This window comes from Streptomyces sp. NPDC040410, from assembly GCF_055595715.1.
The window spans coordinates 619,117-641,960 of the sequence record NZ_JBVIVK010000002.1 but is presented as its reverse complement, the minus strand read 5'-3'; the positions used below and the strand labels follow the sequence as shown (position 1 = coordinate 641,960).

Here is a 22,844-nt window from a genome sequence, read left to right as displayed (position 1 = left end):
GCCGGTGGCCGGCGGATACGGAGGGCGGGGCCGTGACACCGGAGGTCGTGGTGGCGGGCGGCTCGGGCCGATGGCCGGTCGGTGCCGTGGGTGCCGTGGACGGCTCGGGGGTGTGTGCGTGGCCGGTGGCTGGGACGGGCGGCTCGGGCCGGTGGCCGGCGGATACGGAGGGCGGGGCCGTGACACCGGAGGTCGTGGTGGCGGGCGGCTCGGGCCGATGGCCGGTCGGTGCCGTGGGTGCCGCGGGCGGCTCGGGCCGATGGCCGGTCGGTGCCGTGGGTGCCGCGGACGGCTCGGGCACATGGCCGGTCGGTGCCGTGGGTGCCGCGGACGGCTCGGGCACATGGCCGGTCGGTGCCGCGAGCGGCTGAGGCTGGTGGGCGGCCGGCGCGGTGCCGGAGGCCGTCTCGCCCGAGGCCGCCGGGTCCGGCGGGGCCGACAGGTGGTCGAGGACGCGGGAGAGGGTGGGGCCCTCGGGACTCGGTGCGCCGGGGTCCGGGGAACGGCGGACGCCCAGGGTGTCGAGGACTCGGTGGAGGCGCGCCGCGTCGGTGCGCCATTTCCGGTCGACGACCTCCTCCGGGTATTCCTGCCAGTCCACCGGCGACCAGTCCGGGCGGGGCTCGGCAGGGCCTCCGTGGAAGAGCCGGGCGGCGAGGAGCGAGGCGGCCTCGTCGACCGCGCCGGGCTCTTCGAGCAGGTCGCAGGCGGGGCGCTCGCCCAGACGGGAGGCGAAGCCCTCGGCCAGGCGGTCCCGGCGGGACAGTTCGGTGAGGGCCGCGACCACGCCCGCGTCCAGCCGGGAGGGCCAGCGGCCCATGCGCCAGGCGGGCAGCGCGACCCTGGTCAGCAGCCGGTCCCAGCCCGCGTACGCCAGGCCCACCTGTTCCTGGGCGACGATCCGCAGACCGTAGTCCACGGCCTGTGCACGCTCGGCGGCCGCGGCGGCGACCCCGCGCTCCATCTCCGCGGCATGGCCGCGGCAGCTGCGCAGCAGCAGGCGGGCCGTCCAGCCCACCCCGGCGAGCACCGTGCGGGAGACCGGGTCGCGGCCGGGCGCCGTGCTCACGGCCACCGCCGCGTCCAGCCCTCGTACGAACCGGCGGGCCGCGGCTATGTCCGGGTGCGCAGAGGGTCCCGTGCCGGCGACCACCGGGGCGAGGACCGCGCGCAGTTCACCGACGCGCATCCACCACAGGAACGGCGAGCCGATGACGAGGACGGGAGCGGCCGTCGTACGACGTGGCCGCGGTGTCCCGAGGCTCCGCACACCCGCTATCTCGTCCCGGGCCTCGGGCGGAGGCGGGCCGTGGGCCGGGTGGGTGCGGTCCTCAAGCCAGCTGTCGCAGTCCGGGGTGAGGGCTATGGCCGAGGGGGCGGGGACGTCGAGGCGTTCGGCGAGGTCGCGCACCATCCGGTACAGGTCGGGAGCCGACTCCTCGGCGATCGCGACCGTCGGGCTGACGGCGGGGCGGGCGCGGGCGACGACCAGCGCGATGCCGGCGGCCGCGAGCAGCACGAGAACGGCGGCCGGGACCATGATCCAGCGGGCCGCGTGCCAGCCCGGACCCACCAGGCGGCCGGTGGAACCGCCGGCGAGCAGCACCACGGCGACCGCCGTCGGCAGCAGGCCGACGGCCAGTGCGCGGCTGCGGATGCGCAGCACGGCTAGCGCCCGCGAACGCGCTGCCTGCGCGCCTGCTTCCACACCCATACCGGTCACGACCGGACGTCACCCCCTCGCTGCTGTCCTGGCTGCCTGGCTCTCCTGGCGTTGCTCACTCCCCCACTGTGGCACCCACGACTGACATCGCAATGCCGGTGGGCCAAGTGCCGGAACACCTGCGCCGCACCATAGTTGGGGCCCCGCCCCCCGTCAGCCGTATAGGGCATCGGTCACTCGATGGAATGGCTCAGGGGAAAGGTGGATGACGGAATGCAAAGATCAGGCCCCGAATCCGAAGACGGATCCGGGGCCTGCCGGGTTCATCGGCGCCCGCGGGCTTCACGCGCCGGCGGCCGCCCTCGCCGCGATGTCCGTACGGTGCTGGGAACCGTCGAGACCGATGCGGGAGACGGCCCGGTAGGCGCGGTCGCGGGCCTCCACCAGGTCCTTGCCGCTCGCCGTGACGGACAGTACGCGGCCACCGGCGCTCACGACGGCGTCGCCGTCGAGCCGGGTGCCCGCATGCAGGACGTACGCGTGCGGGGCGTCCTGGGCGGCCACCTCGTCGAGGCCGGTGATCGGGTCGCCGGTGCGCGGGGTGCCGGGGTAGTTGTGCGAGGCGACGACGACGGTGACCGCCGCGTCGTCGCTCCAGCGCAGGGGCTCCAGGTGGGCGAGGTTACCGGTCGCGGCGGCCATCAGGACACCGGCCAGCGGGGTCTTCAGTCGGGCCAGGACGACCTGGGTCTCGGGGTCCCCGAAGCGGGCGTTGAACTCGATCACGCGGACACCGCGCGAGGTGATCGCGAGCCCGGCGTAGAGCAGGCCGGAGAACGGCGTCCCCCGGCGGCGCATCTCGTCGACCGTCGGCTGGAGGACGGTCTCCAGGACCTCGTCCACCAGCTTCGGGTCTGCCCAGGGCAGCGGGGAGTACGCGCCCATGCCTCCGGTGTTGGGGCCCTCGTCGCCGTCGAGCGCGCGCTTGAAGTCCTGGGCGGGCTGAAGCGGGAGGACGGTCTCGCCGTCCGTGATGGCGAAGAGGGAGACCTCCGGGCCGTCGAGGAACTCCTCGATGACGACCCGCTCGCAGGCGTTCGCGTGGGCTGTCGCAGCCTCGATGTCGCCGGTGACCACGACACCCTTGCCGGCGGCGAGCCCGTCGTCCTTGACGACGTACGGCGCTCCGAAGGCGTCGAGGGCCTCGGCGACCTCCTCGGGCGTCGTACAGACGTACGACCTTGCCGTGGGGACACCCGCTCCCGCCATCACGTCCTTGGCGAAGGCCTTGGAGCCTTCCAGCTGCGCGGCCTCCTTGGAGGGGCCGAAGACCGGGATGCCGGCCTCGCGCACGGCGTCGGCGACCCCGGCGACGAGGGGCGCCTCCGGCCCGACGACGACCAGCTCGGCACCGAGCTCCGCGGCCAGCGCGGCCACGGCGGCGCCGTCCAGGGCGTCGACCTGGTGCAGCTCGGCGACCTCGGCGATACCGGCGTTGCCGGGGGCGCAGTGCAGCGCGGTGACGTCGGGGTCGAGGGACATGGAACGGCACAGGGCGTGTTCGCGGGCGCCGCTGCCGATGACGAGGACCTTCACGGGGGTCAGCCTAACGGGAGGGCGGGCGCTGGGTTTGTGCGGGCTTCTGAAGGAGTGAGGCCGGCGGGTTTGTCAGTTCCCCCTGATCGTGCGCATCGGGGCCTACTCGTTCGAGAACTCCTCCACCACGGTGGCCCCGAGCTCCCGGACGATGAGTTCGCGTCCGGACAGGGCCGACTCGTTGAGGTCGGGGTCGTCGTCCTCGGGGATGTCGTCCTCGGGGGCGACCGGGGGTGGCGGCTCCGGTGCGGAGGGCTGGGGGGCGTGCCTGGGGGCGGCGGCGGGCGCCGGTGCCGACGCGTACGGCGCGGGGGCGGTGGGCGTGGGCTGGGGGGACGCCGGGCGCTGCGCGGTCGTACCGCCGGCGCCATACGTGCTTCCGCCGCCGCCGTGGCCACCGCCCGCGGCGCCGCCTGCGCCGTAACCCCCGGCGCCGCCGCCGTAGCCACCGGAGGAGCCGCCGCCGGTCGCCGGGGGTGCCGAGCCGCCCGACGGGTCGACGATCGCCTCGATCTTCCACTGCACGTTGAACTGCTCGGCCAACGCCTGCCGCAGTACGTCCTCGCTGCCGCTGCTCGCGAAGTTGTCGCGCGCGCCCGCGCTGACGAAGCCGAGTTGGAGGGTCGTGCCGTCGAAGCCGGCGACCTGCGCGTTCTGGCTGAGCAGGATCCAGGTGAAGCGGCGGCGGTTCTTCACCGCCTCCAGGATGTTCGGCCAGAGCATGCGGGGGTCGAGGCCGCCGCTGGGGGGCGTGGAGGCCGGGGCCGGAGTGGGCGCGGCGGCGGTGGGCACCTCGGTGGGCGAGGCAGCAGGGGGTTGCGCGGGCGGAGGCTCCGCGGCCGGACGCTGTCCGCCACCGGCGGGCGCCGCGGTGGGCCAGCCGCCGGGGCGTCGGGCACCGCCCGCGGGGGTGGCGGTGGGCCAGGCGCCGGGCGCGGCGGAGGCCGCGGCGGCCGGGGTGGGCGATGGCTGGGGCTGTTGGGATTTCTGGGGCTGTTGGGGCTGTTGGGATTTCTGGGGCTGTTGGGGCCGTTGGGTCTTCTGGGGCTGGTCGTAGCCCGAAGGTTGGGCGGCGGGACCAGCCGGGGGAGCCGCAGGCGCCGTACCCGGATCGGCAGCCGGCGCATGGGGCTCTCCCTGCCCGGCACCACTCGGTGGCCGCACCGCCGCCCGGGCGGCGGCGGGCCCGCCACCCGGCGGAACGGGCGTGGCCGGGGTCCCTGCCCCGTGCGCCGCTCCCCCATGAGCGTCGGGCCCGGGCACGTACCCCACGGCGGGCATGCCACCGCCCGCGGAGAAGTTCACGCCCCGCTCCAGGCGGTCCAGTCGGGCCATGACGGCCCGCTCGTCCCCGTAAGCGGCGGGCAGCATCACTCGTGCGCAGATCAGCTCGAGCTGGAGGCGGGGGGAGGTCGCGCCCCGCATCTCCGTCAGCCCTTCGTTGACGAGGTCGGCGGCGCGGCTCAGTTCCGCGGCGCCGAAGGTGCCGGCCTGGGCCTGCATGCGCTGGACGACATCGGCGGGGGCGTCGATGAGCCCCTTCTCCGCGGCGTCGGGCACGGCGGCGAGGATCACCAGGTCGCGCAGCCGCTCCAGCAGGTCGGCGACGAACCGCCGTGGGTCGTTTCCGCCCTCGATGACCCGGCCGACGACCTCGAAGGCCGCGGCGCCGTCGCCGGTGGCGAACGCCTCGACCACGGAGTCGAGGAGCGAGCCGTCGGTGTACCCGAGCAGGGAGGTCGCCATGCCATACGTCACACCGTCCGCTCCCGCGCCGGCGAGCAGCTGGTCCATGACGGACATGGAGTCACGCACGGACCCCGCGCCCGCACGCACCACCAGCGGCAGGACGCCGTCCTCGACGGGGATGTCCTCCCGCCCGCACACCTCGGCGAGGTATTCGCGGAGCGTCCCCGGAGGCACGAGCCGGAACGGATAGTGATGGGTGCGCGACCGGATGGTCCCGATGACCTTCTCGGGCTCGGTGGTCGCGAAGATGAACTTGAGATGCTCGGGCGGCTCCTCGACGACCTTGAGCAGCGCGTTGAAGCCGGCCGGCGTGACCATGTGGGCCTCGTCGATGATGTAGATCTTGTACCGGCTGCTCGCGGGCCCGAAGAAGGCCTTCTCGCGCAGCTCACGGGCGTCGTCGACGCCACCGTGCGAAGCGGCGTCGATCTCGATGACGTCGATGGAACCGGGGCCGTTCCGCGCCAGGTCACGACACGACTGGCACTCACCGCAGGGGGTCGGTGTGGGCCCCTGTTCGCAGTTCAGACACCGCGCCAGAATCCGCGCGCTCGTCGTCTTCCCGCACCCGCGCGGTCCGCTGAACAGGTACGCGTGATTGACCCGGTTGTTGCGCAGCGCCTGCTGCAGCGGGTCAGTGACATGCTCCTGCCCGATGACCTCGGCGAACGACTCCGGGCGATAGCGGCGGTACAGCGCGAGAGACGACACGCATACGAGGTTATAGGCGCCCACTGACAACGAGCCCCGCTTGAGGAACCGACCCCTCTCACGCAAGCGCCCCCCACGCACCCGCCAGAGCCGACCTACCCTTGCTGCCTTCCGGCCCTGGGGGAGTTCAGTCAGATAGCGCCGCGTGAGGGGCTTCGCACAGGCTACAGGATCTGAGCGGGAGGAACGAGTTCGCGAGCACTCCTCTCGGTCATGTAATGTTTCCGGCGGAGGATTCGCCTAGAGGCCTAGGGCGCACGCTTGGAAAGCGTGTTGGGGGCAACCCCTCACGAGTTCGAATCTCGTATCCTCCGCCAGTGCCTCACCGGGCACGATGTCGAAGGGCCCCACCGCTCGCGGTGGGGCCCTTCGACGTTGTCCCGTCTCACTTTCCGTCTCAGTTCGTCTTCGGGAGCTCAGCCCCAGGAAGCGATCTTGCCCGGGCGCGAGGACAATGAGCGCGAAGGATCCTGTCGCTTGTGGCGGTTCTGCGGTCCGGAGGTCGTGGGACATGGAATCAGTGCGGCCATGACGATCGACGGGCACGTTCCTCACGTCGTATGCCTTCCCGACGAAGACGAGGGCTTGCATCGGCGCCCCGAGCCCGTGGCACGCGCAGATCCGGCAGCCCCGCCGAACCTCTCGTTCCACGGCTCACCGGACGAATTTGCGTCCATCCGGAATGTGGTGGCGCGGCTGAGTGCCGCCTATCCCTCGGTCGATGCGGGCATCGTCGAGGTGACGGTCATGGGCGCGTACGACGCATTCCGCCAGGCCAGAGTCAGGGCCTACGTCCCGATCCTGGTCGAACGCCGGTCCCGCAGGGAGCTCCGCGCCGCCTCTGGTCAGGCCGTCGACGGCAGGGCGGCCTCCGGGACGCGCCGTGCACACCCCGGACCGGCGAAGGACTGATCGTGATGTCGGACGAGAGAGCCGAACGCGTCGCGGAATTCATTGGGCCGCTCCGGGTGAAACCGGGGTCGAAGGTGCGCCTGGACCGCGACTTCGATCCCCGCTACACGGCCGATGTGAGGAAGCGGGACGGGAAGGAGCTGCTGCGGACCGGGGTGTCGCTGCTGGCCGAGTACCAGGAGCGGCTGGCCGCCCAGGACGCGTACGGCGTCCTGCTCTGCCTGCAGGCACTTGACGCCGGTGGCAAGGACGGGACGATCCGCCACGTGATGAGCGGCGTCAATCCCCAGGGCGTACGGGTCAGCAGCTTCAAGGTGCCCTCCGCTGAGGAACTCGACCACGACTACCTGTGGCGCTACGCCCGGCGGCTGCCCTCGCGCGGCGAGATCGCCATCTTCAACCGCTCGCACTACGAGGAGGTTCTCGTCGTGCGGGTCCACCCCGACAACCTCCTCCGGCAGAGGCTGCCGGACGACTCGCGCGGACCGGGCATATGGGAGCGGCGCTACCGGGAGATCAACCACTGGGAGCGCTACCTCACGGACAACGGGTTCAAGGTGGTGAAGATCTTCCTGAACCTGTCCAAGGAGGAGCAGCGCACCCGCTTCCTGAAACGGATCGACCTGCCGGAGAAGAACTGGAAGTTCTCGCATCATCGAGGCCAGTGCCCTGCAGATCGACGAGTCGGCGCTCACCGGCGAGAGCGTTCCCGCCGCCAAGGACGCGCAGGCACGTTGTCGGGCGCCCGGCCGGCGCCCGGCGACCGGACGAACATGGCGTTCATGAACACCCCGGTCACCCACGGCAGCGGAGTGCTCGTCGTCACCGCGAGCGGTGCCGGAACCGAGGTCGGCAAGATCTCCGGGATGCTGTCGGCCACCGAGAAGGAGGTACCGCCGCTCACCAAGGAGCTCGACACCCTGACGTTGTGGATCACGGGGGCGGCCGTCCTGACCATGATCGTGATGTTCGCCCTGGGACGGCAACGGGACCAGGCGTGGGACGCCCTGTTCGTCAGCGCGGTCTCGCTGGCCATCGCCGCCATCCCCGAGGCTCTGCCGACCGTGACCCAGGCGATCCTGTCCGTCGGCAGCCTCAACCTGGCGAAGCGCAACGCGATCGTCAAGGAGCTGGCATCTGGGTCCGTAGTGATCACGGGTGACGTCGGCAGTATCACCATGAATCGCCTCAATCCTGAGGGCCTTACGCCGGAAGCTCAAGGGGCCATGATCACTCGCGCCAAAGCAGCTCCCCGGCCAAAGCCGCTATGCCCGACCGCGTGGTCAACGTCCGGCCTGCGGATTCTCCGGCGCGGTGAGGGCGGAGGGGGCGAGCACCCATAGCAGGGCTCGGCCGGTGAGCGGTGTCGTGCCACAACCGTGTTAGATGCAGTCACCGGGTCTCGAACACCAGGTCAGTGGCGTGTCGCCGCTGTTCCCGTCCGGATCTGTGCCGACGGCCACAGCGAGCGGGACACACGTAGGCTCATACTGAGCCATGACAAAGCCTGCGGCACAGAAGCATCATTTGCCCACCAGCCCCTTCAAGGCCCCGGTCACACCGGCTCCTAAGCACTTCGCCACGGGCGACCAGGTCACGCATGACGTGTACGGCCTCGGCCGGGTGGTCGGCATCGAGGACGGAATCGCGGCGCTCGTGGATTTCGGCTCGGCGCAAATGCGGATCTTGAGCCCGTACGCCAAGATGACCAAGCTGTAGGACCGCTGTGACCGGTCACGGCACGCCAGGCCCCATCAGGGACCTGTAACGAAAGGCACCTCTCATCGACCCGACTTCGCTGTTCTCCGCTCTGGAATGCCAACCCCGCCGTTCCACCGCGGTTTCGCCGCCTCCGACGACAAAACCCTTCCAGACCCCGGACTTCGGAGAAGACGAGATCTTCTGGTCCGAGGATGCACAGGAGCCCGCCCCGGGCGCGCGTGCGGCGCGGCCCAAGGCTGCCTAGCGGCGGAGCCGTCCGGCACCGGAGGTCAGCCGCCCCCGAACGCAGCTGAACACCCCTGTACACAGGCCAACGCCCCAACAACACAGTGAAAGCGTGTTGGGGGCAACCCCTCACGAGTTCGCATCCCCTATCCTCCGCAGCCGCCTGAACAGGCGAAACGAGGAGCCGAGCCGCACATCGCGGCTCGGCTGCTTGGCGTGCGCTGGTTGCATTTCTGGTTGCGTTGAGAAGTGTTCAGTCAGGCGCGCGGCGAAGGCATCCGCCGCCATCGACCCGAACACCTTGGCGGCCCAGCTGCTGGCCGAACTGCCCCTCTCACTGCGGCCCTCGAAGGAACGCCGCTACCGGGTGGCCGACCCTTACCTGCGCTTCTGGCTTGCGTTTCTGGATCCGCACATGGCGGAGATCGAGCGGATGCGGGGAGATCTCACGCTGAGCCGGATCAAGGAGCGGTGGACGAGTTGGCGGGGCCGCGCGATCGAACCCCTCGTCCGGGAATCCCTCGCCCGACTCCTGCCGGACGAGTTCCTGCCCGTCACCCCGGCGATCGGCGGCTACTGGACCCGCGGCAACGACGTCGAAATCGACTTGGTCGGTGCCGACCGGCAGCCTGTGGCCAGGCGGCTGCTCTTCCTCGGCTCGGTCAAGTGGCTGGAGAGCTCCGCGTTCGACAGCCACGACCTGGCCGCGCTGCAGAAGCACCGGGCGGCGATCACCAACGAGCCCGTACCGCTGGTCGCGGTCTCCCGCAACGGGGTCGGCTGTTCCGGTCTCCAGGCGACGTACGGACCCGAGGAACTGCTCGGCGCCTGGCACGGGGTGTGAGTGCGGGGGCTGGGCTTGTGCGTCTTCCGTCTCGGCGTCAGGCGGTGCCCGTGACGCCGACGACGGGGAGATGATCGTGCTCCGCTCCGGCCTCACCCAGGCGGGCAACGACCGCCAAGTCCTGCGCAGAGGCGGCACGCGCCGACCTCCGTTCGCGGTGGTGCGCACTCAGCGCACCGGCGCCCCGGCTCCCCGACCCACGACCCGCACCGTCTTCGTCACGCTCACCTGGTCGAGTTCCGACACCCTGACCGTCGCCTTCATGGTCCAGATGCCGGCGATGGGGAGGGTGAAGGTGTTCGCGCCCCAGTAGCCGCCCTTGTCGGTCAGCTTCGCGTCCAGGGGGCCGATGTTCTGGGCGGGGAGGGTGAAGGAGAGGCGGAGTTCGGGGACACCGGCCAGGCCGCCGTCGGGGCCGAAGACCACGGCCTGCACCGAGTTGTCGCCCACCCGGCCAGGATCGAGGGTGATCTGCACCTTGCCGTGCGCGCCCGCGGTGCCGAGGTCGAAGGGGATGGTGGTGACGGACGCCGGGGGCAGCCCGGCCGCCGGAGCCGCCCGGGCCGCCTCCGCGGCTGCCCGGCCGGGCAGCGTGCCGGTGAGCACCGTGGTGATCACCAGCACCACGACTCCGACGGCGACTTCGGCCAGGACGGACCGGCGCAGGCGCAGGCGGTGGCTGTCCGACGCGGGCAGCGGAGCGGCCGTTCCAGGCTCCGGCGGCAGCGGTGGGCCGCCGGCCGGCTCCGGCACCCGCTCCCGCTCCCGCTCCCGCGCGTCCGACTCCGCCTCCGCGTCCGCCGTCACCAGCCGCGCCGTCCACCGACGCGACACTCCGGCCGCGGCCAGCAGGAGCACCACCACGGCCAGCTTGGCGGTCAGCAGCCTCCCGTACGACGTGCCGGTGAGCGCGTTCCAGGAGCCGAGGCCCCGCCAGGACTGGTAGACGCCGGTGACGACCAGGACGGTCACCGAGACGAAGGCCAGGCGGGAGAAGCGGGTGACCGTGCAGGCCGATGTGGCCGAGGACCGGTGGAGCGTCGTCAGCAGGGCCGTCAGGCCGCCCAGCCACACCGCCATCGCCAGGACGTGCAGCACCGAGGAGGTCATGGCCAGCGGAACCTGGATCCCGGCGGAGGCGTGTTCCCCGGCCGCCCAGGTCAGTGCCAGGCCGACGGCCAGGGCGGCGCCCGCCGCGAGCAGCAGGCCGGGCCGGCGCATCTGCGCACGGCGCCGGGACAGCCGTACGAGGAAGACGGCCGCCACGGGCAGCAGCGCCAGCCGGGCCAGCAGGACCGCGCCCGGGCGGCTGGTCAGGGTGCGGCTCAGGGCGGAGGCGTCGAAGGCCGTCGCCGGGCCGGTGCCCGACTCGAACGGCGCGCGCAGGACGAGCAGGGCCAGCGTGGCGGCGAGCAGGGTCCACCAGCCCGCCACCAGCGGCCTCCGCAGCGGGTCCGGGTCTGCCGGGCGGCAGAGCACCACGAACGACGCCGTGCCGATGAGCAGGGCCGCGGCGAGGTACGCCAGATAGCGGGCGATGTCATAGAGGCGGGCCGTCGCCGGGTCCTCGACCGGGCCGGGGTCGATGGCCGCCGCCGTGGCGGAGGGCTTGCCTATCGAGAAGGTGAAGGCACCGGAGACCGGGTGGCTGTCCGCGGACACCACGCGCCAGGCCACCACGTACGTGCCCTCGGCGAGTTCGGCGGGCAGGGTCACCCGGGCGGTCTCGGAACGGCCGTCCGCATGGTGCGCCTCGCCGGTCCGCAGGCGCCGGTTGCCGGGGTCGAGGACGCGGAAGGAGTCGTCGAGCAGGCCGACGGACTCGGTGAACGTCAGAGTGAGCTGACGGGGGGCCGGCTTGAGGACGGATCCGTCGTCGGGGTCGGTGTCGCGGAGGGCGGCGTGGGCAGACGCGGGCGCGGCGCCGCCGAGGACGAGGAGGACCAGCACGGCTCCCAGCAGCACCAGCCCCTGAAGGCCGCGCCGGCCGCGTCCCCCCGGGCTTCCTCGTCGCGCATCGTCCCGCCCCCCGGTCCGCCGTCGGTCCACGTCACATCTCCGTCTTCGGACTTGCCGCTCCGGGATACGTACGGACCCGAGCGCCCCCGCGCTCACCGCGATGGCGCGCACCACGGCGCCGGCCGGCTTCCGCCGCGCTCACCATCCCGGCCGGACCGAGACCCCGCCGTCGACCACCAGGTCGTGCCCGGTGATCCAGCCGGCCAGCGGTGACGCCAGGAACACACACGCGTCGCCCACGTCCTCGGGGCGGCCGAGCCGTCCCGTCGGCGCCGCCTCCCGCCACCGCCGTACCCCTTCCGGCCATGCGTCGCTCAGGCCCTCGCGGTCGATCAGGCCGGGGGAGACGGTGTTGACGCGGATGCCGTACGGGCCGTACTCCAGGGCAGCCGAGCGGGCGTGCATCACGACGGCGGCCTTGGAAACGGAGTAGTGGGCGTGCAGCGGGGCCGGGCGGCTCGCCTCGATGGAGGCGATGTGGGTGATCGTGCCTCCGCCCTGCTCCCGCATGATCTCCGCCGCCGCCTGTGTACAGGCGAAGACGCTCGCCAGGTTGGGGTCGACGACCGCCCGCCAGTCCGCCGCCGTCATCCCGGCGAGCTCCTGTGCCGGCTGCACACCCGCGTTGTTGACCAGCGCCGTCAGCCGGCCGCCGCCCCAGCCGGCCGCCTCGGCGACCAGCCGCCGGCAGGCGTCCTCGTCGGTCAGGTCCGCGGCCTGGAGTACGACGGCCCGGGCGCCCAGGCCATGCACGCTGGCGGCGACCTCCCGTGCGGCCGCGGTGCCCGTACGGCAGTGGAGCGCGACCGCCGCGCCCTCCTCGGCGAACCGCAGCGCGATCCCGCGGCCGAGGCCGCCGCTCGCGCCCGTGACCAGGGCGACCTGTCCTTCGAGTAGTCGTGCCGGCTGCCTCATGGGCGGCACAGTGGCACGATCCTGGCCGCCTCGGACGGATAGCGCGCCGTCAGTTCCGCCGCGTTGCCGTGCTCGTAGCCCTCGTACGTGAAGCCGGGTGCCATCGTGCAGCCGAAGAACGTCCACGCGCCGCCCGCCGCGACCCGTGCGCCCATCCAGGTCCCGGCGGGAATGGTGAGCTGCGGGTGCTGGCCGCCCAGGACGTCCTGGCCCAGCACGGGCGTGCCCGACGTGCCGTCCGGGGCGAGGAGCAGGAGGTCCAGCGGGTCGCCCAGGTAGAAGTGCCAGATCTCGTCGGTGGGCAGGCGGTGCAGGGCCGAGAAGTCGTCCGGTGCGGAGGTGAGCAGGGCGACCATGGCGGAGCCCTCCGGGCGTCCGTCCGGCCGCGGTGGGCCTGCCCAGGTGCGCCGGAAGCGGCCGCCCTCGCGCGGGATCGGCTTCATGTCGTAGTGCGCCACGAGGTCTTCTGGGGTCACGCGGGGAAGGCTACCTCCCGGCGGAGGAAGGCCAGTTGGGCGTGTTTCTCGGGCAGACGGACGCCCGGGATGTCGATTTCCGGCAGGACCACCCGCTCGCCCGCGTCGAAGCCCTGCTTGAGGAAGCGGGTGACCGCCTTCTCGTTGCGCACGTCGGGGTCGACCACTACCCGGCTCCGGCCCAGGCCCAGCAGCACATACGAGGCGATGGCGGTCAGCAGCGCCGACGACCAGCCGGTCCGCGCGCCGCCCGCCCCGGCGGGGGCGAGCAGCAGGTGGAGGCCGATGTCGCCGGGCCGGACCTCGTAGACCTCGCTGACGCGGTCGGCCTCCGGCTCGTAGGTCTGCAGGAGGGCGACCGGTTCGTCGTCCTTCGTCACCAGGAAGGCGTGGTGGGTGTCCAGCGTGTCCAGGTGGGCGTAGATCTCCGTGACCTGTTCCTCGGTGAGGCCGCTCATGCCCCAGAACGAGGCCCGTTCCGCGCTCACCCACGCGTGGACCACCGCGGCGTCGGCGTGCGGGTCGAGGGGCAGGATGCGGACGGTGCCGAAGCCGTCGACGAGCCTCTCGTGGACGGGCTCCCGGGCGGGTGAGTTCGGGCGGCGGTCAGACATCGGTCTCCTTCTTCAGCCGGTTCCAGTCGGTGACCACCGGGACGAGATCTCCCCCGAGCCACAGGGGGAGCTGGTCACGGTGGTGGGGCGAACCGGGGACGCCCGAGGCGCCGAAGGGGACGACCCAGAGGCTGTCCTCGCGGCGGGCCAGGTCCCAGACGTAGCGGGCGGCGGGGCCGCGCGCGCTCAGGTCGGTCAGGCCGGGCACGGCGGAGGTGCACAGCACGCAGTCGTGGTCGCCGGACAGGCCCGGTTCGTCGTGGGAGTCGTCCGTGAGCGCCCGCCAGGGCGCCAGACGGTGGGTGTCGCCCCAGGTGCCGGCGGGGGGCCGGGCGGCCACTTCCTCCAAGGCCGCGCGGACGGCGGCGGCGCGGTCGACGCCGTACAGCTCCTCGGCCCGCAGCAGGTGTTCGAGGGCGTGGCCGAGCCGCGGGGTGAGGGCGAGCCAGGGGAGGAGGACCTCAGGGTAGGCGGGCGGGGCGGTCAGCGCGGCGAACGCCGGGTGCGCGGCGAGGTGTCGTACGACCGCGCTGCGCACCGCCGCGTACAGCGCCGCGTCCATGCTGGTCGCGTCCATACGGCGGTCCCAGCGCAGGAGGGTCTCCCGGATGCGGGCGGCCTCGGGGGACAGGCCGTCGAGGGCGGCCAGGTGGTCCAGCAGGGGGACGGCGGAGGCGAGATGGGTGTCCGTGTGGATCGCCGGCATGTCGCCGGGCGACCACTGGTCCTTCTCCCTGAGCAGGGCGGTGATGCGGTCGGCGCGGTGGGGCGGGGCGAACTCGACGCCGAGTGGGGCCGCCGGGCCGCGCTGGTTGGCCATCACGGCGATGCCGTCGGTCAGTCCGGCGCGCGGCATCGTGTGCCAGCCGTCCCACTCGTGGCCGGGCTCCCAGGCGGGCACCGGCCGGACGCGGTTGGCCTCGGCGCGCAGCGGCACCCGGCCCGCGACACGGTGCAGCAGGCCGCCCCCGGTGTCGGCGGCCTGGACGACGTTGACGGGCTCGGCCCACACGTCGAAGGCGCGGTCCACATCGGCGACCCGGCGGGCCCGCAGCAGCGGCAGGAGAGCGGAGAACCCGAGGTCGGCGGTGACGCGGGGCGGGTGGCGGAGGCTGAGCGCGACCGGCGTGCCGTCGTCGAGTCCCTCGGGTCCGCCGGCGATCACCGGGCCGCGGTCCGTCTCGATCACCTCGACCTCGACGGGCTCCTCCCCCGCCACGTCCACGGTCTCCGTGTGCCTGGCGGCGCGCCGCCAGGTGCCGTCCGGGCCGAGGGCCTCGACGCCCGCGCCCGTGCGCCGCAGCCGTTCCCGGTAGAGGTCCTGGTAGTCGGCCATCGCGTTGGTGATGGCCCAGGCGACGGTGCCGGTGTGGCCGAAGTGGGCGATGCCGGGGATGCCGGGTACGGCGAGGCCGACGACGTCGAACTCGGGGCAGGACAGCCGGATCTGCTGGTAGACGCCCGGATCCTCGATGAAACGGTGCGGGTCGCCCGCGATGAGGGCGTGGCCGGTCGTGGTCCGTCCGCCGCTCACCAGCCAGCCGTTGCTGCCGGAGGTACCGGGTCCGTCGGCGGCGAACAGGCCGACGGCCTCCTCGCCCAGGTGCCGTACGGCCTGCTCGCGCCAGAGCTTGGCGGGAAAACCGGCGAAGAGGATGTGGGTGGAGAGCCAGACACCGAGCGGGACCCAGGGCGCCCAGCGACCGGGGGCGAGGCCGACGCGCGCAAACTCGGGGGCGGCGGCCGCGCTGTCGGCCAGGCCCTCGTTGACTCCGGCGACGTAGGCCCGCACCCAGTGCGCGGTCTCGGGGTCCCGCTCCTCCAGTGCGGCGAAACAGCGTCTGGCCGTGTCCTCCAGGCGGGCGCGTCTCACGAAGCGGTCCCAGGCCAGGGCCTCGGAGCCGAGGAAGGAGGCGGTGGTGCCCTGGACGCGATGGCGCTCGCCCTCCAGCTGCCAGGCCCGGTCGCGGGCGGTGACGCGGCCCTGCGCGCGGGCGAGTTCACCCGCGCTGTCCGCCCGCAGATGCGGGATCCCCCAGGCATCTCGGTAGATCTCGGTCGTCACCCTGCGCCCCCTCGTGCTTTAGGTTAGGCTCACCTAAGTAGTTTGGGGGAATCGTACGCGAGGGGCGCAGACGCGATGGGGCAGGGGCACGGCTGGGAGGGCGCGGTCCTCAGACTGCTGCGCGCCAGGGACTACGTCTGGATCGCCTGCGACACGGCCACCACCCGGGCCCTGTCGTCGTACGTCCGCAAGGAACTGGGCCTCCCCAAGCCGCGGATGCACGCGCTGGGGTACTGGCGCGCGGCCTGACACCCCGGCAGCCGGGGCCGGTCCGGCGGATCATGCCTTGACGCGGAGCTTGCCACGCCCGCGTGCGGCGTCGACCGCCGGTCGCCGGCTCACCCGCTCGCGGCTTCGCTCGAGCGGGGGGCCCGGCCTCCGGCCTGAATCCGCCGGACAGGCCCGGGCCGTACCGGCGCGCGGCCCCGCCCCGCACGCGGGATCATCGACGCATGGACGTCACTCTTCACCTCGCCCAGGACCCCGAGGCCGACGAGCTCCTCGGGCGCTCACCGCTCGCCGCGCTGGTCGGGATGCTGCTGGACCAGCAGGTTCCGATGGAGTGGGCGTTCAAGGGGCCGTCGACCATCGCCAGGCGGACCGGCACGGACGACCTGGACGCGTACGAGATCGCGGCGCAGGACCCGGAGGCGTTCGCCGCGCTGCTGTCGGAGAAGCCCGCGGTGCACCGCTACCCGGGGTCCATGGCCAAGCGGATCCAGCAGCTGTGCCGGTACCTCGTCGAGCACTACGACGGGAACGCCGAGCTCATCTGGAAGGGCGTGGACGACGGGCAGGAACTGCTGCGGCGGCTCCAGGAGCTGCCCGGGTTCGGCAAGCAGAAGGCGCAGATCTTCCTCGCCCTGCTCGGCAAGCAGCTCGGCGTACGCCCCGAGGGGTGGCGGGAGGCCGCCGGAGCCTACGGCGAGCCGAAGTCCTTCCGCTCCGTCGCGGACATCACCGGGCCCGAGTCACTGGCGAAGGTACGGGCGCACAAGCAGGAGATGAAGGCGGCGGCGAAGGCGGCGAAGGCCGCTGGCAAGTAGGGCTCATCCGCGTGGCCCGCTCCGGACGGCAGGGCCCGGCGCGCGGCCCAAGCGCGGACCATGAGCGCGGTACCGCGCTCCGGATCCGGACCAGGGCCCGGCAGCTCCCGCACCCGCTGTGAGCTCCACCGCGGAGCCCCGCCGGTACTCCGAGCGAGCGGTTCTCACTGCGGCCGCGATGAACGCCGTACGCGGACCGGGGATGTGAACCTCCATGAGGACCGCACGAAGCCTCCCGCGCAGCCGTGCCTGGCTGCGGGCGCTCGTGCTGCTGCTCTCCCTGCTGGTGCCTGCCGCCCACGCCGCAGGGCACGCGTCGGCCGGGACGGCCGTGTCGTCCGGCGAGACGGCCGAGTACGACGTCTTCGACACCGCCCTGCGGCCGGCGGGCCGCGCCGCCCACCGTCCCGTCGTACCCCTGCGTCCCGCGCCCGTGCCGTGCCCGGTTCCGGCCGCCCCGCCGGCCGGGCCGCCGACCGCGCCGGCCTCGGCGCCGTACGCCCCGCACACCCTGCGCTCCGTGGTCCTTCGCTGCTGACGCCTTCGGGCTGCCCGGTCAGTCAGCACGTCCGCCGCAAGGAAACGGAACGCGAGGAACACAGCCATGACCACAGACCCGTACGCGGGACTGCGCGCCCTGTTGCGCGCGGAGGCCGCCCGCAACACGCCCAAACCCGAGTCCAGGCCGGAGCCTGGGCAGCGGCAGCAGCCCCCGAAGGAACCAGGACGCGGATAGCCGCGCGCGGCGGAGGCGGAGCCTGCCGGCCGACCGCCTCCGCCGTGTATGACCTGTTTTCCGACGCCTTTTCCGGCGTCGCACTCCGCCGCCAAGGCTGCGCCCGGAACGTCTGGGCCGGTAGGCTTTCCGTGTGATCTTCAAGCGCATCGGAAACGGCCGGCCGTACCCCGACCACGGCCGGGAGAGCACCCGGCAGTGGGCGGACGTCGCACCGCGCCCGGTCCGCCTCGATCAGCTCGTGACGACCAAGGGCCAGCTCGACCTGGAAACCCTTCTGGCCGAGGACTCCACCTTCTACGGCGACCTGTTCGCCCACGTGGTGAAGTGGCAGGGCGACCTGTACCTGGAGGACGGCCTCCACCGCGCGGTACGGGCGGCGCTCCAGCAGCGCCAGGTGCTCCACGCGCGTGTACTCGAGCTGGACTAGCGCCGCCCCCGGACAGCGGGTTGGCCCTTTCGGGTTGGACTGAGCGGCGTCCAATGATCATCTAGTAGGAATCGCCGCCCGGGCGCACTACGCTGCGCCCATGAGCATGCTGACTCCCCCAGGCATGGGCGGCCAGTACCGGATCACGGGGGACAAGTACCCGCGGATGCGCCGTCCCCGGCGACGCGGCAGGCTCGTGGTCGTCATCGTCGCCTGCGGTGCCGTGCTCGGTGTGATCGGCTGGGGCACCCTGCAGCTCGTCGACGTCTTCACCGGCGGCGGCAAGAAGGCCTCCGCGGCCGGCCCGAAGGCCGACTGCGCCACCAAGGTGACCGCCTCACCCAGCGCCGCAAAGGCGCTGCCCAGGCCCCGCCAGATCACCGTCAACGTGTTCAACGCGACGCCCCGCAGCGGCCTCGCCAAGAAGACCGCGGACGAACTGAAGAAGCGCGGCTTCAAGATCGGCGAAGTGGGCAACGCGACGAAGGAGTTCGACAAGAAGGTCGACGGCACCGGGATACTGCTCGGCCCCGCGTCCGCCCTGAACACCTCGCTGCCCGTGGTCGGCACCCAGCTCGGCACCGCCGAGCGCCGCACCGACGCCGCCCGCAAGAGCAGCGACGTCGACCTCATCATCGGCACCGGCTTCAAGAGCCTGACCGCGAAGGCGGAAGCCGAGAGGGCGCTGGCCGAGCTGTCCGCGCCGCGGCCGGCGTCCACCTCCGCCAAGAAGACCTGCTGAGCGGACCGGCCGAGCCGACCTGCTACTCGGCCGCCCCGTACATCCGGTCCCCCGCGTCGCCCAGGCCCGGCACGATGTAGCCGTGGTCGTTGAGGCGCTCGTCGACCGAAGCCGTCACGACCGTCACCGGGGTGCCCGCCAGCTCGCGCTCCATGACCTCGACGCCCTCCGGGGCGGCGAGCAGCACCACGGCGGTCACGTCGTCGGCACCGCGCTTGATCAGCTCCTGGATCGCCGCGACCAGCGTGCCGCCGGTGGCGAGCATCGGGTCGAGGACGTACACCTGGCGCCCCGAGAGGTCCTCCGGCATGCGCGTGGCGTACGTGGACGCCTGCAGCGTCTCCTCGTCGCGGATCATGCCCAGGAAGCCCACCTCGGCGGTCGGCAGCAGCCGGACCATGCCGTCGAGCATGCCGAGGCCGGCCCGCAGGATCGGCACCACCAGCGGGCGCGGGTGGGAGAGCTTGACACCCGTCGTCGAGGCGACCGGCGTCGTGATGTCGACCTGTTCGGTGCGCACGTCCCGGGTGGCCTCGTAGGCGAGCAGGGTGACCAGCTCGTCGGCGAGCCGCCGGAAGGTCGGGGAGTCGGTGCGCCGGTCGCGCAGCGTGGTGAGCTTGTGGGCGACCAGGGGGTGGTCGACGACGTGGAGACGCATGTCCACAACAGTAACCGGGCGGGATGTGCCCGGCGCCCTCGAAGCACGGCAAGCCGGACTGCTCGGCTTCACCCACACGCTGGCATCAAACCGCCCATCGGAGGGAAAGTGGGAGGGACGTACTGGGGTGGTGTGCCGATGGCTGACCGAGAGTCCCACGAGGACGCGTCACAGCAGGAGACCGACGCCGAGCGCAGACGGCGACGCGCCCAGTTCCTGCGGGAACTGACCGAGGCCCGCGAACTGCGGGACCGTGTACAGCCCCGCCGTGCCAAGGCCGCACGGCTGCGCCACGCCATGCGCATGCGCACCTTCCGCTGGTAGGTCCGGCCCCGTTCCGCCCCCCGTTCCGCGGCACTTCGGGGCCCCGGCACGGGCCACCGCATGCGTGCGCCACCCCGACGGCCGCGTACGATCCGCTGATGGAGGGTCGAAACGGGCGGACACAGGGAGCCGAAGACGTCCCCTGAACGCCTTGTTTCTGCCACGATTCCGAGTGGGTGGGGCTCGGAGCACAGCTCTCCCCGCCCGCAACCTCCGCCGGGGGGACCCCCAACCGGCACGCCTATGACCAGTGGGAGAGTCACGGTGTACTTCGCCGCACTGCTCGCGCGCACCGAAGACGGGTGGGAAGCGAGCGACACAGAGCTCGACGATGTGGAAACCCTGTCGGATCTGGCCGACCTGGCCCGTGAAGCCTCGCCCGAGGACGACACGGTTCTGGTACTCATCGAGCAGGAGGACGCGTGGTTCGGCGTCGTCCGGGTGGACGGCGAGGACGATCCTCGTATCTACGTCTCGGACGCCGCCGCAGCTGCCCGCAGCTCGTACGGCGAGATCCTGCTCACCGACGAACTGCTCGGAAGGGAGCCCGGCGACGACGACACCGACCTGGACTCCCTCGACCTCGACGGCACGGAGGACGGTGAACCCGACGACGACGCGGACGACGACGAGGACGGCGCCTCCGCCGACGCGGTGCCGCACAGCCCCGTCGGCGACAGCGAGATCCTCGACGACCTGGGCGTCAGCGAGAAGGAGCTGCGCACCCTGGACGCCGACGACGCGCTGAGCGCGATCGCCGAGGCCCTGGGCGCCTCGGAGGTTCTGGAGACCGTCCGCTGACCGCACCAGCCCCGGGAACGACTCCGGACCCGGTCCGCGACCGCTGGCGGACCGCGATGCGGCTCGCCCTGGACGAGGCCGAGCAGGCCGGCCGCGGCGGGGACGTCCCCGTCGGCGCCGTCCTGCTGTCCCCGGACGGTACGACCGTGCTCGCGGCCGGACACAACGAACGCGAGGCCACCGGCGACCCGACGGCCCACGCGGAGGTCCTCGCCATCCGGCGCGGCGCGGCCGAGCTGGGCGAGTGGCGTCTGTCCGGCTGCACGCTGGTGGTGACGCTGGAGCCGTGCACCATGTGTGCGGGCGCCCTCGTCCAGTCCCGCGTGGACCGCGTGGTCTACGGCGCCCGCGACGAGAAGGCCGGCGCGGCCGGCTCCCTCTGGGACGTCGTACGCGACCGGCGGCTCAACCACCGCCCGGAGGTGATCGAGGGCGTGCTCGCCGAGGAGTGCGCGCTGCTGCTCACAGAGTTCTTCCGTGACCGCTGAATACCGATTTCAAAGCACGGCCCGAGGTGCTGTAAGGTCTCCCTCGGTAGCGTGTCCGAGCGGCCGAAGGAGCTCGCCTCGAAAGCGAGTGTGGCGCAAGTCACCGAGGGTTCAAATCCCTCCGCTACCGCAGGTAGAAGGGGCGCCCTGTCTTACTCACAGGGCGCCCCTTCGCTTTCCGTCTCAGTTTCCGTCTCAGTTGGCCGGTACGAGGACCCCGGCGGCCCCGTCGTCGCCCTCGTCGCGCCGCTCCTGGTCCGGCCTCCAGATCAGCCCGTCAACCTGTCGCGCAACGTCGCTGCGGACCGAGTCCACCATGTGCTGATACCGAGCAGCCATGGCCGTGGTGGACCACCCCATGAGCCCCATGACGGCACGCTCGGAGACTCCCAGGATCAGCAGGACCGTGGCGGCCGTGTGCCGAGCGTCGTGCAGCCGACCGTCCCTCACCTTGGCGTCGGTCAACAGCTCCTTCCAGTCGTCGTAGTCCGTTCGCGGCGGGGTGCCGCGTCCGTCCGGGGTGGCGAAGAGCCAACCATGATCCGTCCACTTGTCGCCGGCCGCCGCCCGTTCGGCTTCTTGCTTCACCCGATGAGCCCTGAGCAGGTCCACAAGCTGTGCAGGCAGACCAACCGCACGGCGGCCCGCGCGTGACTTGGTGTCGGCCGTCTCCGGGTTGGTGCGCTGCCTCTGCGGGCAGTACCCGGCTTTCCTGCCGCATGTGTCGCCACACCCGTGGGCGTAGCGCGGTCGGCGACGGCTCCGACGAACCATCAGCACGCCGCGTTCCAAATCCACATCGGTCCACTTCAGGCCCAACGCCTCGCCCTGTCGCAGTCCCAGGGCAAGAGCCACGGCCCAGCGGGCAGAGTTTCGGCGGTTGTCAGCGGCTCGCAGCAGTCGCTTGACCTCGTCAACGGTGTACGGCTCGATCTCCTCCTCGCTGAGGCGAGGGGCCTTGGCGAGCTGCACCGGGTTGCGGGTCAGGTGGCCACGCCGGACAGCTTCGTTCAAGGCGGTGCGGAAGGTGCGGTGAATCTGATGGATCGTTCCCGCTCGCCGGCCGTCCGCCTGCATGGCGCCGTAGAAGCGCTCGATGTGCTCCGGGCGGAGCTTGTCCAGGCGGTGCGCCCCGAGGGCGGGGATCAGGTGCTTCCGCACGGCGACGCCGTACCCGACCATCGTGTTCTCGTTAACGGCGAGTGGTGCGATCGTGTCCACCCAGTGGGTCAGCCACGTCTCGACGGTCCAGGCCCGGCCCGCCTTTCGGACCGTGCCGCCATCGCGTTGCTTCTCCAGTTCCCTCACGGCGGCGGTCACTTCGGCCCGGGTCTTGCGTTCGACGTGGCGTCGGTCGGGACGGCCGTCGTCGCGGATGCCGACGGTGACGCGGCCGTGCCACTTGCCGTCACTGCCCTGGTAGATGGAGCTTCGGCCGTTGGGCTGTCGGGTGCGCTTCTTGTCTTCCGCCACGGGCGGGACTCCTTGGGGTTGAGGCGAATACGAACGACCGGAGCGCCGCCCCGTGGCGGGGTGGCGCTCCGGTGGTGAGGGATGGGTCAGGCGGCGCGCTGTTCGGCGCGCCGCCGGGCGAGGTAGGCGGCAGGCTCGTCGGCGGGGACGCGGCGGAGTCCGCCGATCAGCAGGGATTCCAGCTCTCCGCTGCGAATGAGGGCGAAGCAGGTGGTACGGCCGATGCGGAGGCAGCGGGCGGCCTCTTCGACGGTCAGGAGGACGGGGGCCGGACCGTTGGCCTTGGCGAGTCGGGTGGTTTCCAGGTCGGTGACGCTCATGTGGGCACTCCTGTGGGCAGTCCTCGGGGGCCGGTGCTGGGTGCGCGTGTGTCCTAGGTGCGGATTTCTGCGTCACCTGCGTCATCTGCGTCATTCACCGCTCTGACCTGCGGTTTCGCGGTGACGCAGCACGGTGGGGGTGCGTCACCGGTGACACAGACCTGCGTCATCGGGTGACGCAGGTGACGCTGGATGACGCAGGCATCGGCCGTCTGCGTCACCCGCCTTTCGGCAGGTCACCGGCAGTTTTCGGGGCGCGGGTGACGCAGGTGACGCAGCGTCTCTCTACTTCGGACAAAGAGGGGGTGGTGTCTG

Annotated in this window: 21 protein-coding genes, 2 tRNA genes, 1 other RNA gene and 3 pseudogenes; 15 read left to right on the top strand and 12 right to left on the bottom strand. The window is 72.3% G+C overall.

The genetic code is table 11. The features are described from left to right. The 4 genes from ACZ562_RS07020 to ffs form a co-directional block, all read right to left on the bottom strand. A partial coding sequence (locus ACZ562_RS07020) for a M48 family metalloprotease (protein WP_471174669.1) occupies nucleotides 1-1,714 on the bottom strand: 1,714 nt, incomplete at its 3' end. A 291-nt stretch (nucleotides 1,715-2,005) separates the two neighbouring features. Next, nucleotides 2,006-3,259, bottom strand: a complete 1,254-nt coding sequence (purD, locus tag ACZ562_RS07015; RefSeq protein ID WP_471174666.1) for a phosphoribosylamine--glycine ligase — start codon at nucleotides 3,257-3,259, stop codon at nucleotides 2,006-2,008. Nucleotides 3,260-3,361: 102 nt separating this feature from the next. Continuing rightward, entirely contained in the window at nucleotides 3,362-5,719 is a 2,358-nt protein-coding gene (locus tag ACZ562_RS07010; RefSeq protein ID WP_471174664.1) for a DNA polymerase III subunit gamma and tau, read from the bottom strand. A 62-nt stretch (nucleotides 5,720-5,781) separates the two neighbouring features. After that, an RNA gene (ffs, locus tag ACZ562_RS07005) (signal recognition particle sRNA small type) lies at nucleotides 5,782-5,876 on the bottom strand. Nucleotides 5,877-5,948: 72 nt separating this feature from the next. On the opposite strand from ffs, the gene ACZ562_RS07000 reads away from it, so the two are divergent. From ACZ562_RS07000 to ACZ562_RS06980, 5 genes and pseudogenes are all read left to right on the top strand, one after another. After that, nucleotides 5,949-6,036 (top strand) — tRNA-Ser (locus ACZ562_RS07000). A gap of 211 nt (nucleotides 6,037-6,247) precedes the next feature. Continuing rightward, a complete protein-coding gene (locus tag ACZ562_RS06995) occupies nucleotides 6,248-6,631 on the top strand; it encodes a three-helix bundle dimerization domain-containing protein (RefSeq protein WP_471174662.1) in 384 nt (127 codons plus the stop codon). Nucleotides 6,632-6,636: 5 nt separating this feature from the next. Beyond that, nucleotides 6,637-7,281, top strand: a pseudogene (locus ACZ562_RS06990) (PPK2 family polyphosphate kinase); the annotation flags it as partial. A gap of 847 nt (nucleotides 7,282-8,128) precedes the next feature. Then, the gene (locus ACZ562_RS06985) at nucleotides 8,129-8,350 is read left to right on the top strand and encodes a hypothetical protein (protein ID WP_471174660.1); all 222 of its coding nucleotides are present in this window, start codon (nucleotides 8,129-8,131) and stop codon (nucleotides 8,348-8,350) included. A gap of 544 nt (nucleotides 8,351-8,894) precedes the next feature. After that, nucleotides 8,895-9,422, top strand: a pseudogene (locus ACZ562_RS06980) (DUF234 domain-containing protein); the annotation flags it as partial. Between the two features lie 168 nt (nucleotides 9,423-9,590). Here the strand turns inward: ACZ562_RS06980 and ACZ562_RS06975 are convergent. From ACZ562_RS06975 to ACZ562_RS06955, 5 genes are all read right to left on the bottom strand, one after another. After that, entirely contained in the window at nucleotides 9,591-11,387 is a 1,797-nt protein-coding gene (locus ACZ562_RS06975) for a copper resistance CopC/CopD family protein (protein WP_471174658.1), read from the bottom strand. Between the two features lie 192 nt (nucleotides 11,388-11,579). Next, entirely contained in the window at nucleotides 11,580-12,356 is a 777-nt protein-coding gene (locus ACZ562_RS06970; protein ID WP_471174656.1) for an SDR family NAD(P)-dependent oxidoreductase, read from the bottom strand. Further along, nucleotides 12,353-12,832 (bottom strand): cupin domain-containing protein, encoded by a 480-nt coding sequence (locus ACZ562_RS06965; RefSeq protein WP_471174654.1) that lies wholly within the window; start codon nucleotides 12,830-12,832, stop codon nucleotides 12,353-12,355. The genes ACZ562_RS06970 and ACZ562_RS06965 overlap by 4 nt, the downstream gene beginning before the upstream one ends. After that, nucleotides 12,829-13,446, bottom strand: a complete 618-nt coding sequence (locus ACZ562_RS06960; RefSeq protein ID WP_471174652.1) for a GNAT family N-acetyltransferase — start codon at nucleotides 13,444-13,446, stop codon at nucleotides 12,829-12,831. Before ACZ562_RS06960 ends, ACZ562_RS06965 begins: the two co-directional genes overlap by 4 nt. Then, nucleotides 13,439-15,511 (bottom strand): penicillin acylase family protein, encoded by a 2,073-nt coding sequence (locus ACZ562_RS06955; RefSeq protein ID WP_471174650.1) that lies wholly within the window; start codon nucleotides 15,509-15,511, stop codon nucleotides 13,439-13,441. Before ACZ562_RS06955 ends, ACZ562_RS06960 begins: the two co-directional genes overlap by 8 nt. A gap of 132 nt (nucleotides 15,512-15,643) precedes the next feature. Here ACZ562_RS06955 and ACZ562_RS06950 point away from each other — a divergent pair. From ACZ562_RS06950 to ACZ562_RS06925, 6 genes and pseudogenes are all read left to right on the top strand, one after another. Then, nucleotides 15,644-15,760 (top strand): annotated as a pseudogene (locus ACZ562_RS06950) (SIP domain-containing protein); the annotation flags it as partial. Between the two features lie 203 nt (nucleotides 15,761-15,963). Next, nucleotides 15,964-16,557 carry an HhH-GPD-type base excision DNA repair protein gene (locus ACZ562_RS06945; RefSeq protein WP_471174648.1) on the top strand — a complete coding sequence of 198 codons (594 nt, stop codon included), beginning with the start codon at nucleotides 15,964-15,966 and terminating at the stop codon, nucleotides 16,555-16,557. Between the two features lie 214 nt (nucleotides 16,558-16,771). Then, nucleotides 16,772-17,095: a hypothetical protein gene (locus ACZ562_RS06940; RefSeq protein ID WP_471174646.1), complete on the top strand. Its 324-nt coding sequence runs from the start codon at nucleotides 16,772-16,774 to the stop codon at nucleotides 17,093-17,095. A gap of 66 nt (nucleotides 17,096-17,161) precedes the next feature. Next, the gene (locus tag ACZ562_RS06935; RefSeq protein ID WP_471174644.1) at nucleotides 17,162-17,293 is read left to right on the top strand and encodes a hypothetical protein; all 132 of its coding nucleotides are present in this window, start codon (nucleotides 17,162-17,164) and stop codon (nucleotides 17,291-17,293) included. A gap of 133 nt (nucleotides 17,294-17,426) precedes the next feature. Continuing rightward, nucleotides 17,427-17,723, top strand: a complete 297-nt coding sequence (locus ACZ562_RS06930; RefSeq protein ID WP_003999914.1) for a type II toxin-antitoxin system VapB family antitoxin — start codon at nucleotides 17,427-17,429, stop codon at nucleotides 17,721-17,723. 100 nt (nucleotides 17,724-17,823) lie between these two features. Beyond that, the gene (locus tag ACZ562_RS06925) at nucleotides 17,824-18,465 is read left to right on the top strand and encodes a LytR C-terminal domain-containing protein (protein ID WP_471174642.1); all 642 of its coding nucleotides are present in this window, start codon (nucleotides 17,824-17,826) and stop codon (nucleotides 18,463-18,465) included. A gap of 22 nt (nucleotides 18,466-18,487) precedes the next feature. On the opposite strand, the gene upp is transcribed toward ACZ562_RS06925, so the two are convergent. Continuing rightward, nucleotides 18,488-19,123, bottom strand: coding sequence for a uracil phosphoribosyltransferase (upp, locus tag ACZ562_RS06920; RefSeq protein ID WP_471174640.1), 636 nt, complete (start codon nucleotides 19,121-19,123; stop codon nucleotides 18,488-18,490). A gap of 138 nt (nucleotides 19,124-19,261) precedes the next feature. Here upp and ACZ562_RS06915 point away from each other — a divergent pair, with 138 nt between their 5' ends. The 4 genes from ACZ562_RS06915 to ACZ562_RS06900 all read left to right on the top strand — a co-directional run bounded on the left by ACZ562_RS06915 (nucleotide 19,262) and on the right by ACZ562_RS06900 (nucleotide 20,866). Then, on the top strand, nucleotides 19,262-19,447 hold the full coding sequence (locus ACZ562_RS06915) for a hypothetical protein (RefSeq protein WP_471174638.1): 186 nt from the start codon (nucleotides 19,262-19,264) through the stop codon (nucleotides 19,445-19,447). 264 nt (nucleotides 19,448-19,711) lie between these two features. Continuing rightward, a complete protein-coding gene (locus ACZ562_RS06910; RefSeq protein ID WP_471174817.1) occupies nucleotides 19,712-20,248 on the top strand; it encodes a tRNA adenosine deaminase-associated protein in 537 nt (178 codons plus the stop codon). Between the two features lie 56 nt (nucleotides 20,249-20,304). Further along, complete coding sequence (gene tadA, locus ACZ562_RS06905) at nucleotides 20,305-20,736, top strand: tRNA adenosine(34) deaminase TadA (protein ID WP_471174636.1); 432 nt, start codon at nucleotides 20,305-20,307, stop codon at nucleotides 20,734-20,736. A 45-nt stretch (nucleotides 20,737-20,781) separates the two neighbouring features. Continuing rightward, a tRNA-Ser gene (locus tag ACZ562_RS06900) sits at nucleotides 20,782-20,866 on the top strand. Nucleotides 20,867-20,931: 65 nt separating this feature from the next. On the opposite strand, the gene ACZ562_RS06895 is transcribed toward ACZ562_RS06900, so the two are convergent. Further along, complete coding sequence (locus ACZ562_RS06895) at nucleotides 20,932-22,209, bottom strand: tyrosine-type recombinase/integrase (RefSeq protein ID WP_471174634.1); 1,278 nt, start codon at nucleotides 22,207-22,209, stop codon at nucleotides 20,932-20,934. Between the two features lie 86 nt (nucleotides 22,210-22,295). Continuing rightward, nucleotides 22,296-22,529 carry a helix-turn-helix domain-containing protein gene (locus tag ACZ562_RS06890; RefSeq protein ID WP_196461662.1) on the bottom strand — a complete coding sequence of 78 codons (234 nt, stop codon included), beginning with the start codon at nucleotides 22,527-22,529 and terminating at the stop codon, nucleotides 22,296-22,298. Nucleotides 22,530-22,844: the final 315 nt, after the last annotated feature.

What these genes read in the sequence shown, in the direction of transcription:
- ACZ562_RS06890 (WP_196461662.1), bottom strand. Translation starts at nt 22,529, where the DNA reads ATGAGCGTCACCGACCTGGAAACCACCCGACTCGCCAAGGCCAACGGT.
- ACZ562_RS06935 (WP_471174644.1), top strand. Translation starts at nt 17,162, where the DNA reads ATGACCACAGACCCGTACGCGGGACTGCGCGCCCTGTTGCGCGCGGAG.
- ACZ562_RS06960 (WP_471174652.1), bottom strand. Translation starts at nt 13,446, where the DNA reads ATGTCTGACCGCCGCCCGAACTCACCCGCCCGGGAGCCCGTCCACGAG.
- ACZ562_RS06925 (WP_471174642.1), top strand. Translation starts at nt 17,824, where the DNA reads ATGAGCATGCTGACTCCCCCAGGCATGGGCGGCCAGTACCGGATCACG.
- ACZ562_RS06940 (WP_471174646.1), top strand. Translation starts at nt 16,772, where the DNA reads ATGAGGACCGCACGAAGCCTCCCGCGCAGCCGTGCCTGGCTGCGGGCG.
- ACZ562_RS06985 (WP_471174660.1), top strand. Translation starts at nt 8,129, where the DNA reads ATGACAAAGCCTGCGGCACAGAAGCATCATTTGCCCACCAGCCCCTTC.
- upp (WP_471174640.1), bottom strand. Translation starts at nt 19,123, where the DNA reads ATGCGTCTCCACGTCGTCGACCACCCCCTGGTCGCCCACAAGCTCACC.
- ACZ562_RS06945 (WP_471174648.1), top strand. Translation starts at nt 15,964, where the DNA reads ATGGACGTCACTCTTCACCTCGCCCAGGACCCCGAGGCCGACGAGCTC.
- tadA (WP_471174636.1), top strand. Translation starts at nt 20,305, where the DNA reads ATGCGGCTCGCCCTGGACGAGGCCGAGCAGGCCGGCCGCGGCGGGGAC.
- ACZ562_RS06995 (WP_471174662.1), top strand. Translation starts at nt 6,248, where the DNA reads ATGACGATCGACGGGCACGTTCCTCACGTCGTATGCCTTCCCGACGAA.
- ACZ562_RS06915 (WP_471174638.1), top strand. Translation starts at nt 19,262, where the DNA reads ATGGCTGACCGAGAGTCCCACGAGGACGCGTCACAGCAGGAGACCGAC.
- ACZ562_RS06970 (WP_471174656.1), bottom strand. Translation starts at nt 12,356, where the DNA reads ATGAGGCAGCCGGCACGACTACTCGAAGGACAGGTCGCCCTGGTCACG.